Genomic DNA, 24070 nt, shown 5'->3' with positions numbered 1-24070 from the left:
TGCATATAGGTTTGTCATTACAGCTATAGGGTATTATTATCAGTTGTTTACATTGTTTAATGTGTGTATGTTGAAAATTATTTGGTGCCTTGTACTGTTTATTGTTGTAAACTTATAGTGTATATTTAACACAGGGATCTGTTCTTTAATTGTTCGATAAATGGAAGAGGAATTTAATTTTGATTTTAGTGATGATGCGCAGCGTTCGGTAGAGCGTTACGAAGAGATGATACGCAATCAGGATCAATACTTTTTTGATGCCCAGGCCTTTGAAAACATTATTGATTATTATATTGACAAGAACGATCCTGTAAAAGCCCTTCAGGTAATAGAATATGCACTCAATCAGCACCCTTACGCCGCGGTATTCCTGGTCAAACAGGCACAGTTGTTCTATGTAACTGACCAGACTGAGCGTGCGTTTCTTGCCTTGCAAAAAGCCGAAATGCTGGAAGCTTCAGAATCTGAGATCTACGTGTTAAGGGGAAACATCTATAATAGCCTGGAACGCTATTCGGAAGCACTGGACAATTTTCAAAAAGCACTTGAGTTTGCGGAAACAACTGATGAGATTTTGCTTCAGATTGCCTATGTGTATCAGAATATGCTGGATTATGAAAGCGCCATTGTATACATCAAACAAAGTCTGGAACAGAATATGGAAAACAAGGATGGCCTGTATGAGCTCGCCTTCTGTTATGACATTCTCGACAAACAGGAAGAAAGCATCCAGTTCTACCAGGAGTATATAGACAATGATCCTTATTCTTATGCGGCATGGTATAACCTCGCCAATTCTTATCATAAACTTGACCTGTTTGAAAAAGCGATAGATGCATACGATTACGCGATTCTGATCAAAGATAATTTTGCCTCTGCGTACTATAATAAGGGGAATGCCCTCGTTCAACTGGACCGTTTTGCGGAAGCTATTGATGTCTACAAACAAACTTTTGAATACGAAAAACCCAATGCTGATACCTATTGTGCGATCGGCGAATGCTATGAGAAACTAGAGCGCATGGACGAGGCCCGTTCTTATTACAAAAAATCAGTCAAGATGGATGCTAAGATGGCTGATGCATGGTTTGGAATAGGTGTAACACTTAATTTTGAGGAACGTTTTTTTGAATCGCTCCATTTTTATAAAAAGGCGATTGATCTAGATGGCGAAAACCCGGATTTCTGGTTTGCGATGGCCGATGCCTATTATAAACTCGGGCAGATAGAGCAATCCGTAGAGGCTTATTATAAGGTTTTGGAATATAATCCTGTAGACGTTGAAGCCTGGCTGGATTTCTCTACTGTACTTTATGAACAGGGTAAACTGGTGGAAGCCTCTGAAACCATAGCAGATGCCATCAAAAATAATCCCGATGCTGCGGAGCTTTACTACCGTATGGTGGCCTATTTATTTGCAATGGGAGAAAAGAATGATGCGCTGCTGTATCTGGAAACCGCTCTGGCCACCGATCCTGATAAACATTACATCCTGTTTGAATACTTACCCCAGCTACAGGAAAACGGTTCGATCCTTGAAGTGATCAACCGCTATATTAAATAAAAAATGAACAGTTTTTATTAGAGATTGCTGATAAAAACTGTTCATTTTTTTTCACCTTTGTGACCAATATGAATTACCCATTGAATAATTTACCTGAAAGACCTGTAAAACCACGCAATAAAGGGATTACTATGGTCATGGATAAAGGGCTTAGTTTAAGGCAGACAGAAGATTTCATTGATGTTGCCGGTATACATACTGATATTGTAAAACTGGGATGGTCGACATCTTTCGTTACACCTAACTTAAAGGAAAAACTCGCGATTTACAGGTCGGCAGGTATTCCAACTTATTTTGGCGGAACCCTGTTTGAAGCATTCATCATCCGTAACCAGTTTGAGGATTATCGCCGTGTGCTTGATCAGTTTGAAATGGAATATGTTGAAGTATCCGACGGATCGATCACTATAGAGCATGATCTGAAATGCGAATACATCCGGAAACTTGCCGGGCAGGTTACTGTAATCTCTGAAGTAGGCTCTAAAGATGCGGCTAAAATATTTGCTCCTTATAAATGGATCAAACTGATGCAGGCGGAAATTGATGCAGGTTCATGGAAAGTTATAGCTGAAGCCAGAGAGGGCGGAAATGTGGGAATATACAGAGGATCAGGAGAGGTAAGAGAGGGCTTGGTGGATGAGATACTCACACAAATCCCCGAAGAGACTATAATTTGGGAAGCTCCTCAAAAAGAACAGCAGGTATGGTTTATCAAACTTTTAGGCTCTAATGTAAACCTGGGAAACATTGCGCCTGCTGAGGTTATTCCTCTCGAAACCATCCGCCTCGGTTTAAGAGGCGATACATTTGACCATTTCCTGAATATGGAAAAATTGTAATGAGAAGATTCGGTTTAATCGGATTCCCGCTGTCACATTCCTTTTCTAAAAAGTTCTTTACACAGAAATTTACAGCGGAAAACATACCAGGGTGTGCGTATGAGCTTTTCCCAATAGAAAATATTGAACTTTTTCCGCAGCTGATTGCTCAGGATCAGGAACTGGAAGGGATTAATGTAACAATCCCATACAAACTTGCAGTAATCCCCTATCTGGATGAGATCGATGAAGCTGCAGCGCAAATCGGGGCAGTAAACTGTGTTGCCGTGAAACGTGGCAACGGCAGGCTGTTTCTAAAAGGATACAATACCGACGCCTACGGTTTTGAGGAATCACTGGCGCCTATGCTGGAACCTCATCATTCCAAAGCACTTGTTTTTGGCGATGGAGGCGCAGCCAAAGCAGTCAAATACGTGCTGAGTAAACTTGGTATCCCGTTTCTGGTGGTGACCAGAAAGCCCGGCAGCGATTCCGTCTTATATAACCGGATTACTGCTGACGTGCTGAAGGAACATACCATACTGATCAATACTACACCCCTTGGAATGTCTCCCGATTACGATAGCTGTCCTGAGATTCCCTATGAATCGTTATCCGACAGGCATCTGGCCTATGATTTGGTTTATAATCCTGAAGAAACTGTATTTCTTAGAAAATCAAGGGAAAGAGGAGCTAAAATAAAAAATGGAATAGAAATGCTGCATCTGCAGGCAGAGCGCTCATGGTATATCTGGAATATTTAAATGAAAGGAACGCTAATTCTTTATTTTCTTGGGCTGGCACTGACATTTGCTGCATGTTCAGGAAATAACTACAGCCCCAAGCCAAGAGGATATTACCATATTGATCTGCCCAAAAAAGCATATAAGCATTTTGATAATGGCTGCAGTTACAGCTTTGATTATCCTGTTTATGCAGCCATGCAGCCCGATAGCAGCAGCGGAACAAAACCATGCTGGTACAATCTTTCCTTTGCCCGGTTTAATGGCCGTCTTCACCTTACTTATTATGACGTTTCTTCTAAAGCGGAATATGAAGGATTAGTTGAAGATGCCAGGACTTTTGCTTTTAAACATACTGTGAAGGCCAATTCGATAGACCAAAAGCTGATCAACTATCCGGATAAAAAGGTATATGGCATATATTATGCTATAGAAGGTAATACCGCATCATCAGTTCAGTTTTTTTTAACAGACAGTACAAAACATTACTTCAGGGGCGCATTATATTTTAATGAACGGCCTCAATATGATTCTATACGACCTGTAGTAACTTTCATCAAGAAAGACATTGACAGGATGATAGAGACTTTTAAATGGAAAAATTAGTAATTTATCAGGATGATCAGTTTACAAGGATTTACTTTTAACCCGGTTAGGGAAAACACTTATGTGTTGTATGATGAAACCCTGGACTGCGTGATCATAGATCCGGGAATGTATGAAGCAGAAGAGCAGAATCTGCTGGTCAGGTTCATTAAAGAGAAAGGTCTTAGTCCGGTGCTCTTATTGAATACACATTGTCATTATGACCATGTTTTTGGCAATAAATTCGTATATGACAACTGGGGACTGAAGCCGCAGTTTCACCAGGGAGAATTGAGGGTTTTGCAGGCGATACCGGGCTATTTGCCCGCTATGGGATTACAGTATGAACTTTCTCCGGAGCCGGAGGTCTTTCTCCCGGAAACGGGCAAAGTTGTCTTTGGTACAAGTGAACTGGAGCTTATTTTTGCTCCCGGTCATTCACCGGCACACTTGTGTTTTTATGCAAGGGAGGATAATTTCCTGATTGGCGGTGATGTATTGTTTTACAACAGCATAGGCCGGACAGACCTGCCGGGTGGAAACCATAGCCAGCTGATCAGCAGCATCAAAAATAACTTGTTTATATTGCCTGACAATTGCGAAGTATATCCCGGACACGGACAGCCGACATCCATAGGTTTTGAAAGATTGCATAATCCTTTTTTACAATAACAATTGTTAAACAGAAACTATTGAATACACCTTTTTACATAGCACGCAGGTATCTATTCGCCAAGAAATCCACGAATGCCATAAACATCATTTCAGGGATATCTATGGTAGGGGTTTTTGTGGGAAGCGCTGCGCTGATCATTATCCTGTCTGTGTTCAATGGCTTCGAAGAGGTCGTGCTGAAAATGTTCAATACCATCAGCCCGCAGATTGTCATCTCACCGCGTCAGGGCAAGACCTTTGACCCTGACACCAAGTACTTCAAAGCCTTAAAGAATAATCCCGGCGTCTACTCCTTTACACAGGTATTGTCTGAAAATGCTTTGTTAAGGTACAATGAGAAGCAAAGTGTGGGCCTGATCAAGGGCGTAAGCACAGAATATCTTAAAAATAAGAGCCTTGACAGCATCACGATTGAAGGAAAATTTGTACTGAATAACAGTGCCGGCAGCAACGCGGTAATTGGCTCAGCCATCCAGGCCTATCTAATGGTCAATATTACAGACCCTTTTAACCAGTTGCAGGTCTTTTCTCCCAAAAAAGGCAGCAAGCCAAATTCTCTTAATCCGGCAGATGATTTTAATGTTTTGTCTATTCCTGTCTCCGGTGTATTCGAGGTTCAGCAGGATTTTGACAATGTGGCAATAGTTCCGCTGTCATTTGCACGGTCATTACTGGATGAACCGGAGAGGATCTCGGCTATTGAGATCAACCTGCAGCCTGGAGTTGATGCCGGCAAATTTAAGCATAACATAGAACAGCGCATCGGAGGCCATTATGAAATTAAAGACAGGATCCAGCAAAACAGAGTGTTGTACAACATCCTGGGTACAGAGAAGTGGGCCGTGTATATTATCCTTACTTTTATACTTATTATTGCTATATTTAATATAATAGGCTCACTAACCATGCTGGTCATCGATAAACTAAAGGACATAGCAGTGCTGAGCAGTTTGGGTGCCGGGAAAAAGCTGATAAAGCGAATATTTTTATTTGAAGGAATGATGATCACAATGACCGGATGTATATTTGGTCTCCTGATTGGATTCATATTCTGTTTGGTACAGCAAAAATATGGGGTTTTTAAAATGTCAGAGGAAAATCTGGTCATTGCAAATGCTTATCCGGTAGCTTTTAAATGGAAGGACTTTATGCTCGTATTTTTAACTGTAAGTGTTTTCTCTTTTGTGGCATCAGCTTTGTCATCTAATTTGAGCGTGAAAAAGATAAACCATTTAAATCAAGATCTTTAATAGTATGCATTTGTTTAAAAAGTCAATTTTATTGTTTTTCCTGTTTGTCGCGGTGACTTCTGCCTGCAATCAAAAGTCTGAGGGAGAGAAAAAAAGCAATACTAAATTGATAAAGGGCCTGTATAGTTTTGGTCCGGAAATAAAATCATTCACTGATTGTGAGGAAGGAAGAGAGTATTGGGTAGCTGACAGTGCCAAAACACTGGAGCTTGCTTACAGCAATTTCAATTTTGAGAAGCCATACGAACCGGTATACATTGAAGTAGAGTGCCATTTTATTAAGTCCGACAGCCTGATCGTTTCCGCGGATTTCGATTCTACAATGGTGGTTACCAAATTATTGAAGATTACGAAGGAGATTCCGGATGGCCCCTGCCGTTAAGTTTATGGTTAAGGCCTGAAGTAGATATTTTGTGTTAAAGCCTTAATTACACCCCTTTCCTGCGCCATTTTAAACAAAACATCTATTGCCATTCGCCCTTCAGTACCAAGATCAATTGAGTATTTGTTTACATAGAGTTCAATGTGCTTGTACATCACCTCTTCACTCATTTCCTGTGCATGTGCTTTGATAAAATCCAATCCCGATTTGGGATGCGCGAACGCAAACTCGACAGATTTTCGCAACAACCTGTTCACTTTCTCCTGAACGGAATAGTCGAGATTGCGATTGATCACAATACCACCTAAAGGGATGGCACAACCCGTTAACTGCTCCCAGTAACTGCCCAGATCAATGATCTTATACAGGCCTTTTTCTGAATAGGTAAACCTGTTTTCGTGAATAATGAGTCCGAGATCTATCTTTTCATGGATCAGCGCATCCTCGATCTCAGAGAAAATCATTTCCTGTTTGTCCGCTAAATGGGGAAAAGCGATGCCCAATAAAAAATTTGCTGTGGTAAACTTACCGGGGATTCCCACTTTTAGTTTAGGATCTAAATTTTCTGCCTCAGCCAGCAAGGCTTCTTTTTTGCAGATCAGCAACGGACCTACACCAAATCCGAGCGCGCTGCCGGCATCCAGCAAGGCATACTGCCCACAAACATGGGCGAAAGCATGAAAACTAAGTTTGGTAATGTCCAGCTCTCCCCTGAAAGCTTTTTGATTTAAGGTTTCCACATCATCGAAAAACACTTCAAAATCTAAACCTTCAGTGTCAATTTTGTGATGGATCAGCGCATCAAAAATAAAGGTATCATTAGGACAAGGTGAAAACCCAAGGGTAAGTTTCATAAGGCAAAGGTAGTGACAATGAAAAGTGCATTGGTTAAGTATTTGTCAAAAAGCGAATCGCCCAGTCATTCAGATTTTTGACGGCAAGACCTATTTTCCAGCCCTCTTTGTTGCGCGGTTCTACATAATTTGAAATGCTCCGTACCTGCAGGCAGGGAGTCCCGGTCTGTTCACAGCAATAAAATACCGCGGCACCTTCCATGCTTTCGGTTACAGGATTTAGTCGCTTTACGACATCAGCTATGCTGCTTTCATTGCCATGCACGCAGTTGACCGTGATGCCACTGACTTTCTTTAGCGCGGTAAGCTGGTCATTTAGCAGATGGTGGTGGGCGCTGAACCTGCTTTTTCCAAAGCCAAGCGCCTCGATTCCTATAAAACCATTTTTGTCTTCTGCGCCCAGCTCTGCCAGTTCATCACTGGAGATGTTCAATACGGTGCCAAGTGGCAGCGTTCTGTCAAAACTTCCTGCAATCCCCAAATTCAAAACCAGATTATATTTTGAGGAGAGCCGCTGGCCCAGTGCAAATGCGGTGGCAGTCATTCCAACCCCGGTAATGAGCACGTCAAATTCAGTAGTTTGCAAAAAGTCCTTTTGCGGTAAATTATAATGCTCATATAGCGGTGCGATTTCTGGCCTTGTTGCTGCTACTATCAGGATTTTCATTGCTGTCTGCAGATTTATGGTAAATCTAAGTTAACCATTAAACCTTTCTACTTAAACCTTTCTGCGTATATTTGTCAATAACATAACCGGAAATGATATATATAACGAGAAAAGCATCATTTAACGCAGCACACAAATTGTCCAGGCCCGACTGGACCGAAGATAAAAATACAGAAGTTTATGGTAAATGTGCCAACCCGAACTGGCATGGACATAACTATCAGTTGTATGTAACAGTCAAAGGTGAGGTCAACCCGGAAACCGGATTTTTAGTTGACTTAAAGTGGTTGAAAGATATTACCAATACACATGTTGTTGACAAGATTGACCACAAAAACCTAAATCTTGATGTAGATTTTATGAAAGGGAAACTAGCCTCTACGGAAAACCTGGCAATAGAGATCTGGAAGGTATTGTTGCCATTGATCTCTGAATCCGGAGCTCAGCTGCATTGCATAAAAATTTACGAAACCGAAAATAACTTTGTTGAATACTTCGGTTAATTAGCACAATTATGAATCATACAGACCACCTTGATGATGAAGAGAACGGCTACATAAAAATAGACCGTTACAATGCAGGTAAGATAAACGCGGTAGCTGACCACTACAAAGATATTTTAGGCCAGCTTGGCGAGGATCCCGAAAGGGAAGGATTATTGAAAACGCCTGAGCGTGTGGCTAAGGCATTGCAGTACCTCACCCATGGTTATGACCTCAATCCTTCAGAGATACTGCGGGGAGCGATGTTTAAAGAAGATTATAGTCAAATGGTTGTTGTAAAGGACATAGAAGTTTTTTCTATGTGTGAGCACCACATGCTCCCTTTTTTCGGTAAAGCCCACGTTGCCTACATTCCTAATGGCCATATAGTAGGTCTAAGTAAGATACCTCGTATCGTTGATGCATTTGCAAGGCGTCTGCAGGTTCAGGAGCGTCTGACAAATGAGATCAGGGATTGCATCCAGGAAACACTGCAGCCGGCCGGCGTTGCTGTAGTTATTGAATGTAAACACCTGTGCATGGCTATGCGCGGTATACAAAAACAAAATTCCGTAACAACAACATCCGCCTTTACCGGCGAATTCGCAAAAGATAAAACAAGGGCAGAGTTTTTAAGACTCATCACCGCCAACTTACATTAAGAACACCTTGAATTTTAACCTAACAATAAAGAATGAAAGCATATATATTCCCAGGACAAGGCGCTCAGTTTTCAGGTATGGGCAAAGAACTTTACGAAAATGAAGAAGCCAAAGCCATGTTTGAAAAAGCCAACGAAATCATAGGTTTCCGCATCAGTGACATTATGTTCTCAGGTACGGATGAAGAACTTAAGGAGACAAAAGTAACGCAGCCCGCAATTTTTCTTCATTCAGTGATCCAGGCTAAAGCCCTTGGCGCTGACTTTAAGCCTGATATGGTAGCGGGACACTCCTTAGGAGAATTCTCTGCTCTTGTTGCCGCATCTGCCTTATCTTTTGAAGATGGGTTGAAGCTGGTGATTGCCAGGGCCAATGCCATGCAGAAGGCCTGCGAATTACAGCCATCCACTATGGCGGCCATTCTGGGGCTGGCGGATGATGTGGTAGAACGTATCTGCGGCGAGATTGATGAGGTAGTGGTTGCTGCAAACTACAATTGTCCCGGGCAGATCGTTATTTCGGGAAGCATCGCAGGTGTAGATCTGGCCTGTCAGAAACTAACAGAGGCGGGAGCAAAGCGTGCTTTAAAGTTAAATGTAGGTGGCGCATTTCATTCACCGCTGATGGAACCTGCGAGAGCAGAGCTACAGGATGCCATCGAAAAAGTAGACATTGCGGCCCCAATCTGTCCAATATATCAGAATGTGGACCCAAGACCTAATACTGACCCTAAAAAAATAAAAGAAAACTTAATCACCCAGCTAACGGGTGCGGTAAAGTGGACGCAAACAATTGAGCGTATGATCGCAGACGGGGCCATGGAATTTGTGGAAGTTGGCCCGGGAAATGTATTACAGGGTTTGGTCAGGAAGGTGAGCAGGGAAGTACAAACCAGTTCGGCTACGTCCGTATGATGAAATGACACGCTTAATCCAATAGCAAAAGTGAGTATAGCAGGCAAAATCCGGTTTCTTTTAGTAATACTAGGTGCTTGTTGTATCGTTACCGCGTTGTCGCTAAAGCATTCGATCACAAAAAAGGAACAGTTAAAACATGAAGCCGCCAAGCTTCAGGAAAGTCTTGCTGTAAAAGAGCGTATTGCTTATAACTTTCTCGCGGATGCCAGGCAGATCGAAAGTGCCAAGCAATATCATGTGAATGAAGACTATGGCCTGAATTTTATGAATACCTATGGAGATAAAGGCCTCAATATTCTGACTTATCAGGATGGCCAGCTTAGGTTTTGGAGTTCTGTTAAAGCTATACCTTCTGATCCGGAATTTATCAGGGAGGGCTCTTCATTTGTCCAATATTCAAATGGCTGGTACGAGGTTATAAAAAAAACATCAGGCTCTTACATTATCCTTTTTTTAATAGAGATCAAAAGCCAGTACTCGATCCAGAACCAATATCTTGACAATGAGATCTCCCCATTGCTTTCCAATACAAATTCACTTACACTGGCCACTTTTACAGATCCCGAGGTTAAGGGCATTAATAAGCTTGACGGGAGTCTGCTGTTTGAAGTAAAGCTAAAACCGGGATACACCAAAAGTATTTATGCGGCCATGGAAATCTGGCTGTGGATAGTCGGCCTCTTCAGTTTCTGTTTGTTTTTCAATTCTTTCTGTTCCCGACTGGTAAAGCGGGGACACTTGATACTGGCCACGGTACTTTTAACACTTTTCTTTCTGGCAATAAGGATTACCGATCTGGAATACGGCTGGTTCAACCGTCAGTTTGATCTGGAGATCTTTAGTCCTAATATATACGCAGAAAGCTTCCTGATGCCGTCCCTTGGCGATTTTCTGCTCAATGTCATCGCTCTTACCTGGGTTGTGCTCTTCATTTATACCTACAGTGACAAATACAAGCTGCCCAAATGGCTGATCAGCAATAAGGCTTCCGGGCTTGCATTTCATTTCATCTTTTTGCTGATCTTCGGGACGATCGCTTTTTTATTTGACGCCGTTTTCTTTGGCCTGATCATCAACTCAAAGATCAACTTTGACATTACCAATATCATCAACCTGGGCTGGATCAGCTGGGTAAGTATTATCATATTGTGTCTGGTGTGGTTCAACATTTACATCATCGCCATTATTTTAATGCAGCAGACATTGCAATTAAAAGTATCCAACAGAGAACGGCTGATCTTGTTCCTGGGTGCATTTACCATATACCTCCTGTATCGGCTGCTGACTGGTTTCAGTATGTTTTTCATTGCCTACGGACTGTTTATCTTCATTATGGCATGGAATTTTTATAAACGCGGGAACAAGTTCTCCATAGGAATATTTGCTTCACTCTTTTTTTGTCTTGCTTTTATTTCCTCGGTAAAATACCTCAGGTTTATCAGGGAAAAAGAATGGAACAGCAGGGAAGCCATTGCCCAAAGACTGGTCACAACAGAAGATTTTAAAGTAATCAGTGCAATTGAAAACCTGGAAAAGGGCATTTTGGCCAACCGGTTTGTACAGCATTATTTTAAGCAGCCGGCCCTGAACAGTGAGGTGGAACTGCAAAAGCACATTGACAAACAATACCTGGAAAACTTTCTGCCCAAGTTTGAATACAACATTCATGAATACAACAGTATAGATTCTTCAACTACCGGGCACAGGGGCGTCGAACTGGCCTATTTCAAAGGGCTGGTTCAATCGGGATCTGTCAAAATGCAGGAATCCGATTTTTTTTACAGACTGAATGACACTTTTGGCTATCAAAACTATTTTGGCATCATACCGATCATTGAAGACAGCCGGTTGCTGGGGACACTGGTCATTGAACTCAAGTCCCAGGCCTATAATTATAAAGGGCAGCTGCCGGAAATACTGCTGGACCATACCATTAAAAATGACGACGACTACAGCAATTATTCCATTGCTTTTTACAAGGACGGAAGATTGGAAAGCCAGACCGGAAAATACACTTACCGGCTTTCCAGTGACCAATACAGGAAACGATCTGTAAAAAGGGAGTTTTTTACAGACAGCTTAAACTTTACCCACCTTGTGTATTCACCGGTATCATCGAAAGTACTGGTCATCAGCAAAGAGAACGTTTCTTATGTGGTCCGGCTTGCAACACTTTCCTTTTTCTTTTTGGTGTTCATCCTGTTCTCATTGACCCTTTATATCCTGATCTGGCTGATGAAGAACATTGACGAAAGCTGGACGGGCTGGTTCAATATCAACCGTTCCCTGATGATCAATGCAAACAAGATCCTTTACAAGACGAGGATTCAGTTTTCTATCGTGTTATCGGTAGTCGCGACCCTGCTTATAGTAGGCTGGACCACCTATTTTTACATCCGGAAGGAATACCGGGAACAGCAGCTGGATTTCATAAAAGAGAAAGTGCGCAAGGTTCAGCAATCTTATGAGAAACAGGTTTTGAGTGCCGGGATTCCTTATCAAACTGATAAAGCCATTGCCGATTTTAACCAGTTTGCTGACATCAATGCCGCTTACTTAAATCTTTTTGACATCAACGGCGGCCTTTTATTTACCTCATTGCCCGGAATGTTCGATCAGGGAATACTGAGCAAGCGCATGAGTCCAAATGCCTTCATCAACCTCGGGCAGCTTCAGCGGTCAGAATTTATTGATCCTGCCGAGAAAGTAGGGAAATTCGTATTCGCATCGGCTTACGCCCCCATTAGAAATGCCCAAAACCAGACAGTGGCCTATATCAATGTTCCTTACTATTCAAATGAAGCAGACTATCAGAGCAAGATCGGGGTATTTATCAATACGCTCATTAACATTTACGCACTTGTATTTGTTGCCATAGGTATACTTGCAGTATTTTTGGCCAACCAAATCACCAGTCCGCTTACCTTCATACAAGACAGCATCAAAAAAACGAAACTGGGACAGAAGAACCAGCCCATCGTATGGTCGCGTCATGACGAGATCGGATCATTGATCAAGGAGTATAACAAGATGATCTCAGCACTGGATGACAGCGCCAATAAGCTGGCCAGATCAGAGCGGGAAAGCGCCTGGCGGGAGATGGCCAAGCAGGTGGCCCACGAGATCAAAAACCCATTGACACCATTGAAGCTCGGTGTGCAGTTGCTCGAAAAATCATGGAAGGAAAAAGATGCCAACTTTGAAAAAAAGTTTGAGCGCTTCAGCAAATCCTTCATTGAGCAGATCGACAGTTTATCCACCATTGCCTCCGAATTTTCCAATTTCGCCAAGATGCCTGATACCAAGCTGGAAAAACTGCAGCTGCTGCCAATAATCGGTCAGGCAAGAGATGTTTTTACCAATACACAAAACGCAGAGATCTATATTGTGGACCAGACTACACGCGAAGTGATCATACTCGGCGATAAAGACCAGCTGCTCCGAACTTTTAACAACCTGTTTAAAAATGCCATAGAAGCCGCTGCTGCGGTAACAAAGTGTCTCATCAAGGTAACGATTACCAATGACCATGAAAAGGTCTCTATCGCAGTTGAAGACAACGGGAAGGGTATAGATGTTGCCCTGCAGGACAAAATATTCGTTCCTAACTTTACGACTAAATCTTCCGGAACCGGACTCGGGCTCGCATTTGTAAAACAGGCAGTAGAAAATGCAGGAGGTCACATTGAATTTAAGTCCACGGCAGAAGTCGGAACGACTTTTTATCTCAGCTTTCCCTTATCTTAGCGCGATTTCAGAGCGCCCCATGGTATAGCCGTCGGCATATAGAATGACAGCGTATGTTCCCTTCATAAACTGGTTGGGATTGATCCAGTCCATAGTATAAGAAGTATTGTCGTCATTATAAGATATTGAAGTAGAGGAGCTATACTGCATCTCTTGCCCCTCGGCTTCAAACATATTGTTTTCATTGGCAATCAGGTTACCCGCAGGATCAAACACACGCAGGTAGATCTTATGATAGTCCTTCTGGGCCAGAGGGTTGGGCACAAGGTCAAAAGAAACACTAAGCTTTTTTGCGGAACCTGCTTTGGTAACTTCAATATTCTTTCCGCTGCTTTTTACCCGGTATGCAACCACCGTTACATTAGCGGCCTTCAATGCCGAGCTGGTTTTTACCCGGGCATTCAGTTCTGAGTTTTGCTGTTCAAGTTCTGCCGCATGCATTGCCGCGGAATTTGCGGAAGCTCTCAGGCTGTCCATCCTCGATTTCAGGCGTAAATTTTCCTTTTCCAGCTTGATAATGGTTTCATTATAAGTCCTCACAAATTCCCTCAGCTCTTTCACCTGTTCCTGTGCCTTAATGAGGTCTTCCTGTGTCAGCTGGCCCTGCTGCAGCGCGAGTTTAAGCTGTGCGATCTTTTCGCGGGCCAACCCCTGTTCTTTAATCAGCTGATCACTTAGCGTCACATTCAATGCATTTACCTTGTCCAGCTCCACCTCGATCTTCTCCACTTCGAGTTTAAGCCGGTCCTTTTCGGTGCTTACATTTGCGTAGCGTTCAGTCTGGTGTTTATCTTTGAAAAAAAGATATGCATTTGTACCCAGAAGTGCGGCAATTACGACCACAAGAAAATAAATCTTGTTGCGATCGGCCTTGTTCACTATATCATTCTGATCTGACATCGTTATAAATTCTTATCTATCTTTGGGATTGCAAACGAACATAATTAAAATATAATAAATGGTAAAAAAAACTTCAAATTGTATGAGACTTTCAAAAAATTCGTTTACTTGCTAGATCAGGGACTGAATTGTCTGCTGCACACAACAAATGAAACTATTTTATACCACTGGAAAAACACATAAAAGGATGCTCAGAGCCACTATTTATGCACTATTATTAACTTTATCAATTCCGCTACCCGCATTTTCGCAAACCACATCAAAAATTGCTCCAAAAAGAGAATTCAGGGGTGTCTGGGTAGCCACAGTGACGAACATAGACTGGCCATCCAAACCAGGTCTGAGCGCAGACCGCCAAAAACAAGAGTTTATCGGTATCCTTGAGCAGCACAAAGCCAATGGAATGAATGCCATTATGCTGCAGGTAAGACCAGCAGCCGATGCGTTTTATGCCAAGTCAAGAGAACCCTGGAGCCAATGGCTGATGGGCAAACAAGGCGTAGCGCCGGCACCGGGATACGATCCACTGGAATTTGCCATAAAGGAGGCGCACCAGCGCGGTATGGAACTGCACGCCTGGTTCAACCCCTACCGGGCTACAATGAGCCCTTACGCTGTTGTACACGAAAGCCACATGACAAAAAAGCGGCCTGAGCTTTTCTTTACCTATGCCGGGAAAAAGCAGTTTGATCCGGGCATACCAGAGGTAAGGGAATATATCGTGCAGGTGATCCTGGATGTGGTGAAGGGGTATGACATAGACGGCATTCATTTTGACGATTATTTCTATCCTTACAAAGTGGAAGGTCAAAGAATAAATGACAGTGCAACTTTTCAAAAATATCCCAATGACTTTACCAACATCAATGACTGGCGGCGCAACAATGTAAATCTGCTGATCAAAGCGCTCAGGGACAGCATCCATTTTTATAAAAACTATGTGAAGTTTGGCGTTAGCCCGTTTGGGATCTGGAGAAATATTTCTGAAGATTCACTGGGCTCGGCTACCAATGGCATGTCCAATTATGCCGAGCTCTTTGCCGATTCCAGGAAATGGGTGCAGGAAGGCTGGGTAGATTACATCAATCCGCAGATCTATTTTAGTTTCACACGCCGGGTCGCGCCTTTTGCAACGCTCGTAGACTGGTGGAGCAACAATACCTTTGGCCGTCACCTTTACATCGGGCAGGCAGCCTATCTCATGAACCAGAAAATGGAGGCCGCATGGCGTCTGCCAAACCAGATCCCCGACCAGGTACGCTACATCAGGGGCAACAACAGGGTACAGGGGAGCGTATACTTTAGCTCAAAATCATTTTCCAATGTAGCCCGTGCAACAGGCGATTCACTCAGGAATGACCTGTACAAGTATCCTGCATTGCCGCCTCAAATGCCATGGCTGGATGAAATCGTACCCAATCAGCCCCAGCAGCTCAGCGCGGAAGCATTAACTGACGGCGTGCACCTGAAGTGGCAAAAACCGTTAAAGGCATCAGATGGGGAGACCGCGTCGGGATACGTGGTCTATCGTTTCGAGGAAGGGGAGAAAATTGATGTGCTCAACGCGAAAAATATAATCAGGATCAGTTTTGAAGATTTTACCTCCTTTATCGACACCAGTGTAGACAGCGGGAAAAGGTACAACTACATGGTCACTGCCCTGGACAGACTTAAAAATGAAAGTGACCCAAGCGGGCCGGTAGGAGTTCAGGCAAAAGTCATCAACGCTTCCAATTAGACTTTTATAATAATTTTTTTGTTGTACATCACCCAAAGAATAACCAGCCAGAACAGCACAAAAGTGACCGCCCAGGCCAGAGAAGCATTGACTGGCGAGAAGTATGGCGTAAAAAAGCTTTCATAAAGCCACTTCTGCGCGCCAGTTTCAGAGCCGTCAGGTCTGCTTACTTTTGTCATATTCAATATCCTCGGTATCAAACCGGATAAGAAAAATACGGTGATCGCGTTGACTCCATATACTACAAAAGGTTTTGTGAAACGGTTATAATTATTGACGTCAATGATCCAATAGCTCATGGAGAGCACCACGGTGGCCAGGCCTCCGGTAAACAAAACAAAAGAACTGGTCCAGAGTGATTTATTGATGGGGAACTGTAAACCCCAGACCCAGCCCAGCGCTATGGCAGCAAAGCCCGCTGAAAACAGCCAGGCCATTTTAGTGGCGGCATCAATGTCTTTGCGCTTCAGATATACCCCGACCAGTATTCCAAACAAACCGGTGGCTACGGCCGGTATGGTCCCGAGTATTCCCTCAGGGTCCCAGGTTTTGGCAGATTTCCATAAATGGGCCTCGCCAAGTACCGCCCGGTCGATCCAGGCACCCAGGTTAGTTTCCTTTTCCAGGTTGGCATACCCTATACCCGGAACAGGTACCATAGTCATCAAAACCCAGTAGACCGCAAGCAAAGCGATAAACAACCGGAAAATGTTCTTTTCAGAAGTCTTTAAAAAGATCACCGAGGAAATAAAGAATACCACCGCAATTCGCTGGAGTACTCCGGGTATACGCACATGCTGAAAAGCCTCTGCAGGCTCCGTAAATACCTTAGGGAACAGCGAGAGGAACAAGCCCAGCCCAAACAGGATCAGCGCCCTTTTCAGCGCTTTGACAATTGTTTTGTTGTGCGAGGCGGGATCCGGTTTCCTGCTGCCCATAGCATAAGCAATAGAAACCCCAACGATAAACAGGAAGAAAGGGAAAACCAGGTCGGTAGGCGTACAGCCATTCCATTCGGCATGCTCCAGTGGCGCATAAATATGCGCCCAGCTTCCCGGGTTGTTCACCAGTATCATCGCCGCCACTGTAGCCCCTCTGAAAAAATCCAGGGAAAGCAGGCGCGCCGGTTTGTCGTTTATCGCTGAGGCCATTATTTAATTATTAAAGATCCTGAGGTCAGAATATATAACGGACAAAGGCTTCCATCGCTTCATAATCCGCCAGGCCAAGGTTGTCATAGGCCTGTGCAGTTTCTCTGTTCCTGTCCTCCGCTCTCTTCCAAAACTCCCTTGCATCATCACCAGGGAAAACTGCCCTGTCTTTTTGTGACTGATGCTTGAAGATAGCGAATTTTTTCCTTTCTACTTCCTGAGGACTAAGCGGTACCGCCATTTCAATTTCATGGGTCTCAAATTCCTGCCATGCCCCGCGGTACATCCACAGCCAGCAGTCTTTTACCCAATCCTCTGTTTTTGCCAAACGCTGCAGCGCTTTCAGAATGATATTGAAACAAACAATATGTGTTCCGTGGGGATCTTCAAAATCTCCGGCAGCAAATACCTGCTGAGGTTTAACCTTTTGCAGCAATTCCATCGTCAGTATCACATCCTCATCTGTAACCGGATTCTTTTGGTTCTTGCCGCTCTCATAAAAAGGAAGCGCCATAAAATGGATGTGGTCATCCTCCAGTCCGCAATAACGGGCTCCCGCAATGGCCTCGCCTTTTCTGATCAGCCCTTTTACCGTTTGGATCTCATGTGTATCCACCTGGTTGGGCTGTTTTTTCTCCATGAAATCGCGCATATTGTTGTACAATGCTTTAAGATCAGGCTGATCATGGCCCATTTTTTCGGCAAAATCGATGTTAAACTCTACAAAACGGAGCACATCGTCATCCCATACGGCGGTATTGCCCGAAGTCTGGTAAGCCACATGAACATCATGCTGCTGGTCTACCAGGCGGATAAAAGTACCGCCCATGGAGATCACGTCATCATCAGGATGCGGGGAAAATATAATGGAACGTTTTTTTGCAGGTTCAGCCCTTTCCGGTCTTTGCGAATCATCCGCATTTGGTTTTCCGCCCGGCCAGCCGGTAATGGTATGCTGCAACTTGTTAAAAATATCAATATTGATGTTGTAAACCGGGCCGCGGTCAACCGCCAGCTGGGCCATCCCATTATTATTATAGTCGTCTTCAGTAAGCTTTAAGACAGGTTTTCCTAAAGTGTTCGCCAGCCAGATTACTGCTTTTCTGGTGATTTTTTCATCCCACACGCAATCTTTTACCAGCCATGGGGTATCAAATCGGGTCAGCAGTGAAGCCGCATCCTGATCTAAAATGAACTCCACATTATCAGAAAGCTGCAGGTAGGTAGCAGGGACATCACTGGAGATTTCGCCTTCTACGGCCTTTTTAATAATGGAAGCTTTTTTACGGTTCCAGGCCATAAGGATGATCTCCCTGGCTTTGAAAATGGTACCGATACCCATGGTAATGGCTTTGGTCGGCACAAAAGATTTACCCCCGAAATCCCTTGCCGCATCACGGCGTGTCAGGTCATCCAGTGTCACCAGGCGGGTACCAGAGTTTGGCGCAGATCCCGGCTCATTGAAACCGATGTGACCGGTACGTCCGATACCCAGGATCTGGATATCCAGACCACCTGCATCGGTGATCTTTTTTTCATACGCCAGGCAAAAAGCAGGGATGTCTTCCAGCTTTAAAGTCCCATCGGGAATGTTTACATTTTTCTTGTCGATGTCGATGTGGTCAAACAAGTTTTCATTCATGAAGGAAACATAGCTCTGTGCAGCATCAGGCTGCATCGGGTAGTATTCATCCAGGTTAAACGTGATCACGTTCTTGAAACTTAAGCCTTCTTCCTGATGCATTCTGACCAGTTCTGCATAAACGGCTATCGGAGTAGCTCCGGTAGCCAGGCCCAAAACCGCATAAGTGTTATTTTGCTGCTTTTCTTTAATCAGGTCCCCGATACGTTTGGCCACACTGATTGAAGCGGCCTTAGGGTTTTCAAAGACAGAAACGGGCAATTTTTCAAAGCGCGTTTCCTCCAGAAGATTTAATCTTGCCATTTAGGTTGTTCTTAAAGTTTGTACGGAGCAGTAAATATAGGTCACCTGAATGGCTTTATCAAACTTTTGAAGGCATAGTTTGCGTTAAAAATTTCTTTGTATGGCATTGAAAGTTAGTGATTTGGACTTCGCAAACGGTTGAAATGCAAAGCAAAGGCGGTTTTTTAGCGGATGCTGCTGCCGGGTAAATGCCGGAGTAAAAATGAAACCTTTATATTGCAGTACATATACACTTCAAAAAATGAACAGGAATTGGCAAAAAGTCTTTGAACTCATCAGCAAACCGGAACGGCTGATCATTGGATTGATGTCTGGCACCTCGCTCGACGGGCTTGATATAGCGCTGTGCGCGATAAACGGTTCAGGAGCAGAAACAAAGGTCCGGCTATTGGAATTTAAGACCGTGGGTTATTCTGATGAATTTAAGACCGAAGTGAAATCTATTTTTTCAAGAAGGGACGCAGACCTGCAAATGGTGTGCCTGATGAATGATAAAATAGGTCTGATCCATGGGGATATGATCCTGGAGGCACTAGATGAATGGGGCTTAAAGCCTGAAGACATAGATATAATCGCAAGTCATGGACAGACGATCTTTCATGCACCGGCATCTTTACACGGATTGCCCGGATACCCGAATGCAACACTTCAGATCGGTGATGGCGATCATATCGCGGTAAAAACGGGCATCATTACCATCAGTGATTTCAGGCAAAAACACATCGCCGCAGGTGGAGAAGGAGCCCCGCTGGCTGTTTATGGTGATTATCTGTACTTTTCAAAAAAAGGCGAGGACAGGGTGATGCTGAACATCGGCGGGATTGCAAACTTCACGTATCTGCCCGCTGATAACGACGCGGCCAAAGTTTTTTCGACAGATGTTGGCCCCGGAAATACGATGATGGATCAATTCGTCCAGGCGAACTATGCTGGGATGCATTATGATAAGGATGCCATGCTCGCGAGGGCGGGTAATGTGAACGAGGCACTGCTTAACGGATTGAAGGCCGCTCCGTTTTTAAATGCGGGTTTTCCTAAAACAACAGGCCCCGAACTGTTTAATCTGCATTATCTGAAGGAGGCACAGCAGGGTTCCGGTACATTGGGAAATCAGGGAAGTATTGTGTTGAGTAACGAAGATATATTGGCTACTCTTTCAGCATTTTCAGCAGATGTGATCATTGAGGCGGTTAAAAGATGTTTTGGAGATCAGGCTGCACCCGTAATCTACCTGAGTGGCGGGGGAATGCACAATCCTTTGCTGACAGAACGGCTGAAAAGGGGGCTGCCAGAGGCAAGGTTTCTTTCAACAGATGATCTGGGGATTAATCCGGATGCGAAGGAAGCTGTGCTTTTTGCGTTGCTGGCCAATGAGACCCTGGTGGGGGGGGATATAGATTTTGGCGGGCGTGAGGGTGTTCCTTCTATTACAATGGGCAAGATTTCATTGCCGTTCTGATATTTAATGAAGATAATCTGAGCATCTGCCAATTGCAGTGGGCAGACTGCTATGGATTGCTGGCAGTTGGGCTTTGGATCAACAATATTCTTACAGGGTAGTAACAGGGTCTTAACAGGGTGATAACAGGGTCGTTGATATAATTAGTATATAATTACGATATAATTTTAACATACTCCAGATGTGTCAACGTTGCAATCCTTGTACAGGAAATGTAAAGGAGAGGAGCAGGAAGCTTTGCATTAAATAACGAAAGAATAGCAGAATAAGTTTCTTTAAATACTGTAGTCGAGTCTCGCAATAGCCCTTTTGATTATATCTCGCAAAAAAGTATATTTAAGTAATCAAAACCTTAACATATGAAAATACTTTACGCCAAGTGGCACCCGGTAAACAGGTTTGTTTTATGGGTGCCCATTTTATTTCTGCTGTTTGCGGGCTCCGCAAGCGCACAAACTAAACAATACATTTTAAGCGGGCGTGTGACAGAGGGGGCTGCGGATATTGGTATACCGGGAGTTGTGGTTAAAGTGCAGAACACAAATTTCGCGGTAGCGACAAATGGAGACGGGAAATTTAACCTGCCTGCTAATCTAAACCCAGGATCTTATCAGGTGGTATTTTCTTCCATTGGTTTTAAGACACAAGCTAAAACGATTCAATTGGGGTCAAGCATGCAGGTGACTGTAAATGGTGAACTTACAACAGACAATATTGGTCTGGACGAGGTGATCATTACCGGTACTTCACAGGGGACTACACGCAAGCAAATGGGTAGCTATGTGAGTTCAGTAAAGGGTGATGACCTGTTGAAGGCACCAAGTGGAAATGTGCTGTCTTCGTTGCAGGGTAAAACACCTGGAGCCCAGATCAGTCAGAATTCCGGTGATCCGGCTGGCGGGATGTCTGTAAGATTGAGAGGGGTGAGTTCGATAAATTCGTCTTCGGAGCCATTATATATTATTGATGGGGTGATTGTAAATAATTCAACTACAAGGGTAACCAATACATCGGCCAACTACGACGGGGGTAACAATTCGGGCAGTGCGGTTGGCCAGAATGGAAATTTTGTTGGCAGTATTGGGCAAAACAGAATGGTTGACATCAATCCAAATGATATCGAACGGATTGAGGTCTTAAATGGTGCCGCCGCGGCGGCCATATATGGCTCAAGAGCCAATTCAGGGGTCGTGCAGATTTTTACCAAGAGGGGCTCGAGTGGAAAGCCTGTTGTGAGTTTTTCTACTAGTCTGACACAAAGCAAGTTGCGGAAGCAGGTGGAGGTGAACCAGAGTCCCGTCAAGTTTGGGGGGTCAGTTGATTCCTTTACACAGGACGTGATACAGACTTCAGGTACCCCGGCAGCATTACTAACCAATACTACGCCGGTAAGCAGATATAACTATCAGGATTATATTTTTCAATCTGCAACTGGTACAGACAATAGCATCTCGGTATCGGGCGGCAGCGAAAACACGAAGTTTTATACCTCTGCCGGTTATTTTTCTAATGAAGGTATCATTAAGAATACCAGTTTTAAACGCTATAACTTTAGGGCTAATGTCGATCAGAAGATCAATGACTGGGCTAAGTTAACCGCAGGATTTAATTACGTACATAGCGATGCCAACGAGAAACCTGATGGCAACTCGTTCTTCTCACCCATGAATTCCGTTACCATTATCGGCAATTTTCACGATATCTTTACCAGAGATGCCCTGGGGAACTTAAAATCTGTAGGGGAACGCGGCCGGGTAAACCCTGTTTCGGTGATTGAAGACATCAAGCAAAGACAATTTACCAACCGCATTATCGCGAATACAAAATTGGTGCTCAACCCTGTAAAAAATCTTACGGTAGATTACACGATGGGTGTTGACAATAGCATTCAAAATGGTACGACGCTTATACCGCCCTTTGCTTATAACGTCAGTACGGGATTTTATGGTGGCGGACCAACATTGGATGCCGCATTGAATGGATATGCGAGTGCAGCAAATGCGACCACAACTTTATTTAACAATGAGGCGAATGTTACTTATGACACCAAACTGGCTGAAGGCTTGCTGTCTACTACTCAGCTCGGAGGGTCATTCCAATACCAAAAGGATTTGTATTCTTTGCTGAATGGCCGTGGCCTGGCGCCGTTTATTGAAACAGTGAATGCTGCGAGTACGGTTCTTCCTAATGCGGACAGAAGATCAGAGTTCACCATCAGCGGTGCATATCTGCAGCAAAATTTTAAATACAGGGATCATTTGTTTGTTACCGCTGCGGTGAGGGTAGACCAGTCTTCTGTGTTTAGTGAAAAGCACCGCACCCAGGAGTATTTGAAAGGGAATATCAGTTATGTATTGTCTTCCGCCGATTACTGGAATGATTGGGGGGCATCGGGCTGGTGGAATGCGTTTAAGGTACGTGCTGCCTATGGAGAATCAGGAAACCTTACGGGTATAGGTGCTTATGACCGCTTTAATGAATATGCGTCTAATCCGCTTCTGCAAAAAGTAGCTTTTACTTCCAGTATTACCCTGGCCAATGAAAATGTAAAACCAGAGCGTCAGCGTGAGCTTGAAGTGGGTACGGACATGGCATTTTTCAGCAACAGACTGGGTCTTACTTTTAACTGGTACAGCAAGAAAGTAAAAGATCTTTTGCTGCCTGTGGTCATTGCGCCAACTACCGGTTATTCTAATTTTCTGAACAATAACGGATCATTAGAAAATAAAGGAATAGAGTTGATGCTGACCGGGGCTCCTGTTGCATCAGAAAATTTCAAATGGAATACTTCGTTTATTTTTAACAGGAACAGGAATAAGGCTATTGGTGTGGGTGGACTGAGGCTGATCTCTACCAATGCCGGCGCTCCTGTGGCCATCATCGATGGCCAGCCTATTGGTGTTTTCTACGGGACGTTTTTTGCACGTAATCCTGACGGCAGTCTGCTGACCAACGCGGCAGGAATCCCGCAGCTGGAACGGGGGATACAAAACTCGGCTACATCTTACACGCCTCAAAGGGATGCAAACGGGCTGCCTACCGGCACCACACTGCGCAAAGTTGTGGGTAATCCAAACCCTGACTACAACCTTTCATTTGTTAACGATTTTGCTTATAAAAGGCTGGGTCTTCACATTCAGCTGGATGCTGTTCAGGGAGGTGATGTCTGGAATGCCGACTGGCGCACAAGGCAGGGAGTCGGAAATGGCAAGGTTGCCGAACAGGAGCAAATGGGCCAGCTGCCGCGCGGGTATGTTGCAGGGGTCTATGCGACTGAGGAGTGGCGGATTGATGATGGCTCTTTTGTGAAGCTTAGGGAAGTCTCGATCAGTTATAATGTCGGTAAGGTAAAATACCTCAGTGATCTGACCATCAACCTGAGCGGGAGAAATCTAGTTTCCTGGGATAACTACAAAGGTTATGACCCTGAATTGAACTCTGGCGGACAATCGACGGTTCTGCGCAATATTGACTTTGGTTCGGTGCCGATTCCGCGCAGCTTTAGTTTAGGTGTTCAGGTTAAGTTTTAAT

19 protein-coding genes are annotated in these 24070 nt (G+C 44.0%); 14 read left to right on the top strand and 5 right to left on the bottom strand.

What is annotated here, in order from left to right:
* The first annotated feature begins 160 nt into the window (after positions 1 to 160).
* The 7 genes from QEP08_RS19935 (at position 161) to QEP08_RS19905 (ending at position 6017) form a co-directional block, all read left to right on the top strand.
* The gene (locus QEP08_RS19935; protein WP_285060467.1) at positions 161 to 1564 is read left to right on the top strand and encodes a tetratricopeptide repeat protein; all 1404 of its coding nucleotides are present in this window, start codon (positions 161 to 163) and stop codon (positions 1562 to 1564) included.
* Between the two features lie 68 nt (positions 1565 to 1632).
* Positions 1633 to 2403, top strand: a complete 771-nt coding sequence (locus QEP08_RS19930) for a phosphosulfolactate synthase (protein ID WP_285060465.1) — start codon at positions 1633 to 1635, stop codon at positions 2401 to 2403.
* The gene (locus QEP08_RS19925) at positions 2403 to 3146 is read left to right on the top strand and encodes a shikimate dehydrogenase family protein (RefSeq protein WP_285060463.1); all 744 of its coding nucleotides are present in this window, start codon (positions 2403 to 2405) and stop codon (positions 3144 to 3146) included. The genes QEP08_RS19930 and QEP08_RS19925 overlap by 1 nt, the downstream gene beginning before the upstream one ends.
* Entirely contained in the window at positions 3147 to 3731 is a 585-nt protein-coding gene (gene gldD / locus QEP08_RS19920; protein ID WP_285060462.1) for a gliding motility lipoprotein GldD, read from the top strand. It abuts the gene before it with no gap.
* Between the two features lie 12 nt (positions 3732 to 3743).
* Entirely contained in the window at positions 3744 to 4382 is a 639-nt protein-coding gene (locus QEP08_RS19915; protein WP_285060461.1) for an MBL fold metallo-hydrolase, read from the top strand.
* Between the two features lie 20 nt (positions 4383 to 4402).
* Positions 4403 to 5635 (top strand): ABC transporter permease, encoded by a 1233-nt coding sequence (locus tag QEP08_RS19910; protein ID WP_285060460.1) that lies wholly within the window; start codon positions 4403 to 4405, stop codon positions 5633 to 5635.
* A gap of 4 nt (positions 5636 to 5639) precedes the next feature.
* Entirely contained in the window at positions 5640 to 6017 is a 378-nt protein-coding gene (locus tag QEP08_RS19905) for a hypothetical protein (RefSeq protein ID WP_285060459.1), read from the top strand.
* Positions 6018 to 6025: 8 nt separating this feature from the next.
* Here the strand turns inward: QEP08_RS19905 and QEP08_RS19900 are convergent, their stop codons facing one another.
* Together QEP08_RS19900 and mqnB are read right to left on the bottom strand one after the other, a co-directional pair.
* Positions 6026 to 6871, bottom strand: a complete 846-nt coding sequence (locus QEP08_RS19900; protein ID WP_285060457.1) for a menaquinone biosynthesis family protein — start codon at positions 6869 to 6871, stop codon at positions 6026 to 6028.
* 34 nt (positions 6872 to 6905) lie between these two features.
* Positions 6906 to 7538 (bottom strand): futalosine hydrolase, encoded by a 633-nt coding sequence (gene mqnB, locus QEP08_RS19895; RefSeq protein WP_285060455.1) that lies wholly within the window; start codon positions 7536 to 7538, stop codon positions 6906 to 6908.
* A gap of 92 nt (positions 7539 to 7630) precedes the next feature.
* On the opposite strand from mqnB, the gene QEP08_RS19890 reads away from it, so the two are divergent.
* The 4 genes from QEP08_RS19890 to QEP08_RS19875 are packed head-to-tail and all read left to right on the top strand — an operon-like array spanning position 7631 to position 13346.
* Entirely contained in the window at positions 7631 to 8041 is a 411-nt protein-coding gene (locus QEP08_RS19890) for a 6-pyruvoyl trahydropterin synthase family protein (protein ID WP_285060453.1), read from the top strand.
* Between the two features lie 11 nt (positions 8042 to 8052).
* Entirely contained in the window at positions 8053 to 8682 is a 630-nt protein-coding gene (folE, locus tag QEP08_RS19885; RefSeq protein ID WP_285060452.1) for a GTP cyclohydrolase I FolE, read from the top strand.
* Positions 8683 to 8714: 32 nt separating this feature from the next.
* Positions 8715 to 9596 (top strand): ACP S-malonyltransferase, encoded by an 882-nt coding sequence (fabD, locus tag QEP08_RS19880; protein WP_285060450.1) that lies wholly within the window; start codon positions 8715 to 8717, stop codon positions 9594 to 9596.
* A 30-nt stretch (positions 9597 to 9626) separates the two neighbouring features.
* Positions 9627 to 13346 (top strand): ATP-binding protein, encoded by a 3720-nt coding sequence (locus QEP08_RS19875; RefSeq protein ID WP_285060448.1) that lies wholly within the window; start codon positions 9627 to 9629, stop codon positions 13344 to 13346.
* On the opposite strand, the gene QEP08_RS19870 is transcribed toward QEP08_RS19875, so the two are convergent.
* The gene (locus QEP08_RS19870; protein ID WP_285060446.1) at positions 13338 to 14246 is read right to left on the bottom strand and encodes a DUF8428 domain-containing protein; all 909 of its coding nucleotides are present in this window, start codon (positions 14244 to 14246) and stop codon (positions 13338 to 13340) included. The genes QEP08_RS19875 and QEP08_RS19870 overlap by 9 nt on opposite strands.
* Positions 14247 to 14433: 187 nt before the next feature.
* Here QEP08_RS19870 and QEP08_RS19865 point away from each other — a divergent pair, with 187 nt between their 5' ends.
* Positions 14434 to 15984 carry a glycoside hydrolase family 10-like protein gene (locus QEP08_RS19865; RefSeq protein WP_285060444.1) on the top strand — a complete coding sequence of 517 codons (1551 nt, stop codon included), beginning with the start codon at positions 14434 to 14436 and terminating at the stop codon, positions 15982 to 15984.
* Here QEP08_RS19865 and QEP08_RS19860 read toward each other — a convergent pair.
* A complete protein-coding gene (locus tag QEP08_RS19860) occupies positions 15981 to 17135 on the bottom strand; it encodes an acyltransferase family protein (protein WP_285060443.1) in 1155 nt (384 codons plus the stop codon). The two genes, QEP08_RS19865 and QEP08_RS19860, sit on opposite strands and share 4 nt — an antisense overlap.
* A gap of 25 nt (positions 17136 to 17160) precedes the next feature.
* Positions 17161 to 19080, bottom strand: coding sequence for a glucosamine-6-phosphate deaminase (gene nagB / locus QEP08_RS19855; protein WP_285060442.1), 1920 nt, complete (start codon positions 19078 to 19080; stop codon positions 17161 to 17163).
* Positions 19081 to 19321: 241 nt separating this feature from the next.
* Between nagB and QEP08_RS19850 the strand changes: the two genes are divergently transcribed.
* Together QEP08_RS19850 and QEP08_RS19845 are read left to right on the top strand one after the other, a co-directional pair.
* On the top strand, positions 19322 to 20539 hold the full coding sequence (locus QEP08_RS19850) for an anhydro-N-acetylmuramic acid kinase (RefSeq protein WP_285060440.1): 1218 nt from the start codon (positions 19322 to 19324) through the stop codon (positions 20537 to 20539).
* Positions 20540 to 20898: 359 nt separating this feature from the next.
* Positions 20899 to 24069 carry a SusC/RagA family TonB-linked outer membrane protein gene (locus QEP08_RS19845; protein WP_285060439.1) on the top strand — a complete coding sequence of 1057 codons (3171 nt, stop codon included), beginning with the start codon at positions 20899 to 20901 and terminating at the stop codon, positions 24067 to 24069.
* The last annotated feature ends 1 nt before the right edge of the window (position 24070 follow it).

This window comes from Pedobacter ginsengisoli (assembly GCF_030244015.1).
Taxonomy (GTDB): Bacteria; Bacteroidota; Bacteroidia; order Sphingobacteriales; family Sphingobacteriaceae; genus Pedobacter; species Pedobacter ginsengisoli.
Note: the sequence above shows the minus strand (reverse complement) of the source record. Positions and strands in the feature narration are given on the sequence as shown.

What these genes read in the sequence shown, in the direction of transcription:
- QEP08_RS19900 (WP_285060457.1), bottom strand. Translation starts at nt 6,871, where the DNA reads ATGAAACTTACCCTTGGGTTTTCACCTTGTCCTAATGATACCTTTATT.
- gldD (WP_285060462.1), top strand. Translation starts at nt 3,147, where the DNA reads ATGAAAGGAACGCTAATTCTTTATTTTCTTGGGCTGGCACTGACATTT.
- folE (WP_285060452.1), top strand. Translation starts at nt 8,053, where the DNA reads ATGAATCATACAGACCACCTTGATGATGAAGAGAACGGCTACATAAAA.
- QEP08_RS19905 (WP_285060459.1), top strand. Translation starts at nt 5,640, where the DNA reads ATGCATTTGTTTAAAAAGTCAATTTTATTGTTTTTCCTGTTTGTCGCG.
- QEP08_RS19925 (WP_285060463.1), top strand. Translation starts at nt 2,403, where the DNA reads ATGAGAAGATTCGGTTTAATCGGATTCCCGCTGTCACATTCCTTTTCT.
- QEP08_RS19860 (WP_285060443.1), bottom strand. Translation starts at nt 17,135, where the DNA reads ATGGCCTCAGCGATAAACGACAAACCGGCGCGCCTGCTTTCCCTGGAT.
- nagB (WP_285060442.1), bottom strand. Translation starts at nt 19,080, where the DNA reads ATGGCAAGATTAAATCTTCTGGAGGAAACGCGCTTTGAAAAATTGCCC.
- QEP08_RS19850 (WP_285060440.1), top strand. Translation starts at nt 19,322, where the DNA reads ATGAACAGGAATTGGCAAAAAGTCTTTGAACTCATCAGCAAACCGGAA.
- QEP08_RS19845 (WP_285060439.1), top strand. Translation starts at nt 20,899, where the DNA reads ATGAAAATACTTTACGCCAAGTGGCACCCGGTAAACAGGTTTGTTTTA.
- QEP08_RS19930 (WP_285060465.1), top strand. Translation starts at nt 1,633, where the DNA reads ATGAATTACCCATTGAATAATTTACCTGAAAGACCTGTAAAACCACGC.
- QEP08_RS19890 (WP_285060453.1), top strand. Translation starts at nt 7,631, where the DNA reads ATGATATATATAACGAGAAAAGCATCATTTAACGCAGCACACAAATTG.
- fabD (WP_285060450.1), top strand. Translation starts at nt 8,715, where the DNA reads ATGAAAGCATATATATTCCCAGGACAAGGCGCTCAGTTTTCAGGTATG.
- QEP08_RS19915 (WP_285060461.1), top strand. Translation starts at nt 3,744, where the DNA reads ATGATCAGTTTACAAGGATTTACTTTTAACCCGGTTAGGGAAAACACT.
- QEP08_RS19935 (WP_285060467.1), top strand. Translation starts at nt 161, where the DNA reads ATGGAAGAGGAATTTAATTTTGATTTTAGTGATGATGCGCAGCGTTCG.
- mqnB (WP_285060455.1), bottom strand. Translation starts at nt 7,538, where the DNA reads ATGAAAATCCTGATAGTAGCAGCAACAAGGCCAGAAATCGCACCGCTA.
- QEP08_RS19870 (WP_285060446.1), bottom strand. Translation starts at nt 14,246, where the DNA reads ATGTCAGATCAGAATGATATAGTGAACAAGGCCGATCGCAACAAGATT.
- QEP08_RS19865 (WP_285060444.1), top strand. Translation starts at nt 14,434, where the DNA reads ATGCTCAGAGCCACTATTTATGCACTATTATTAACTTTATCAATTCCG.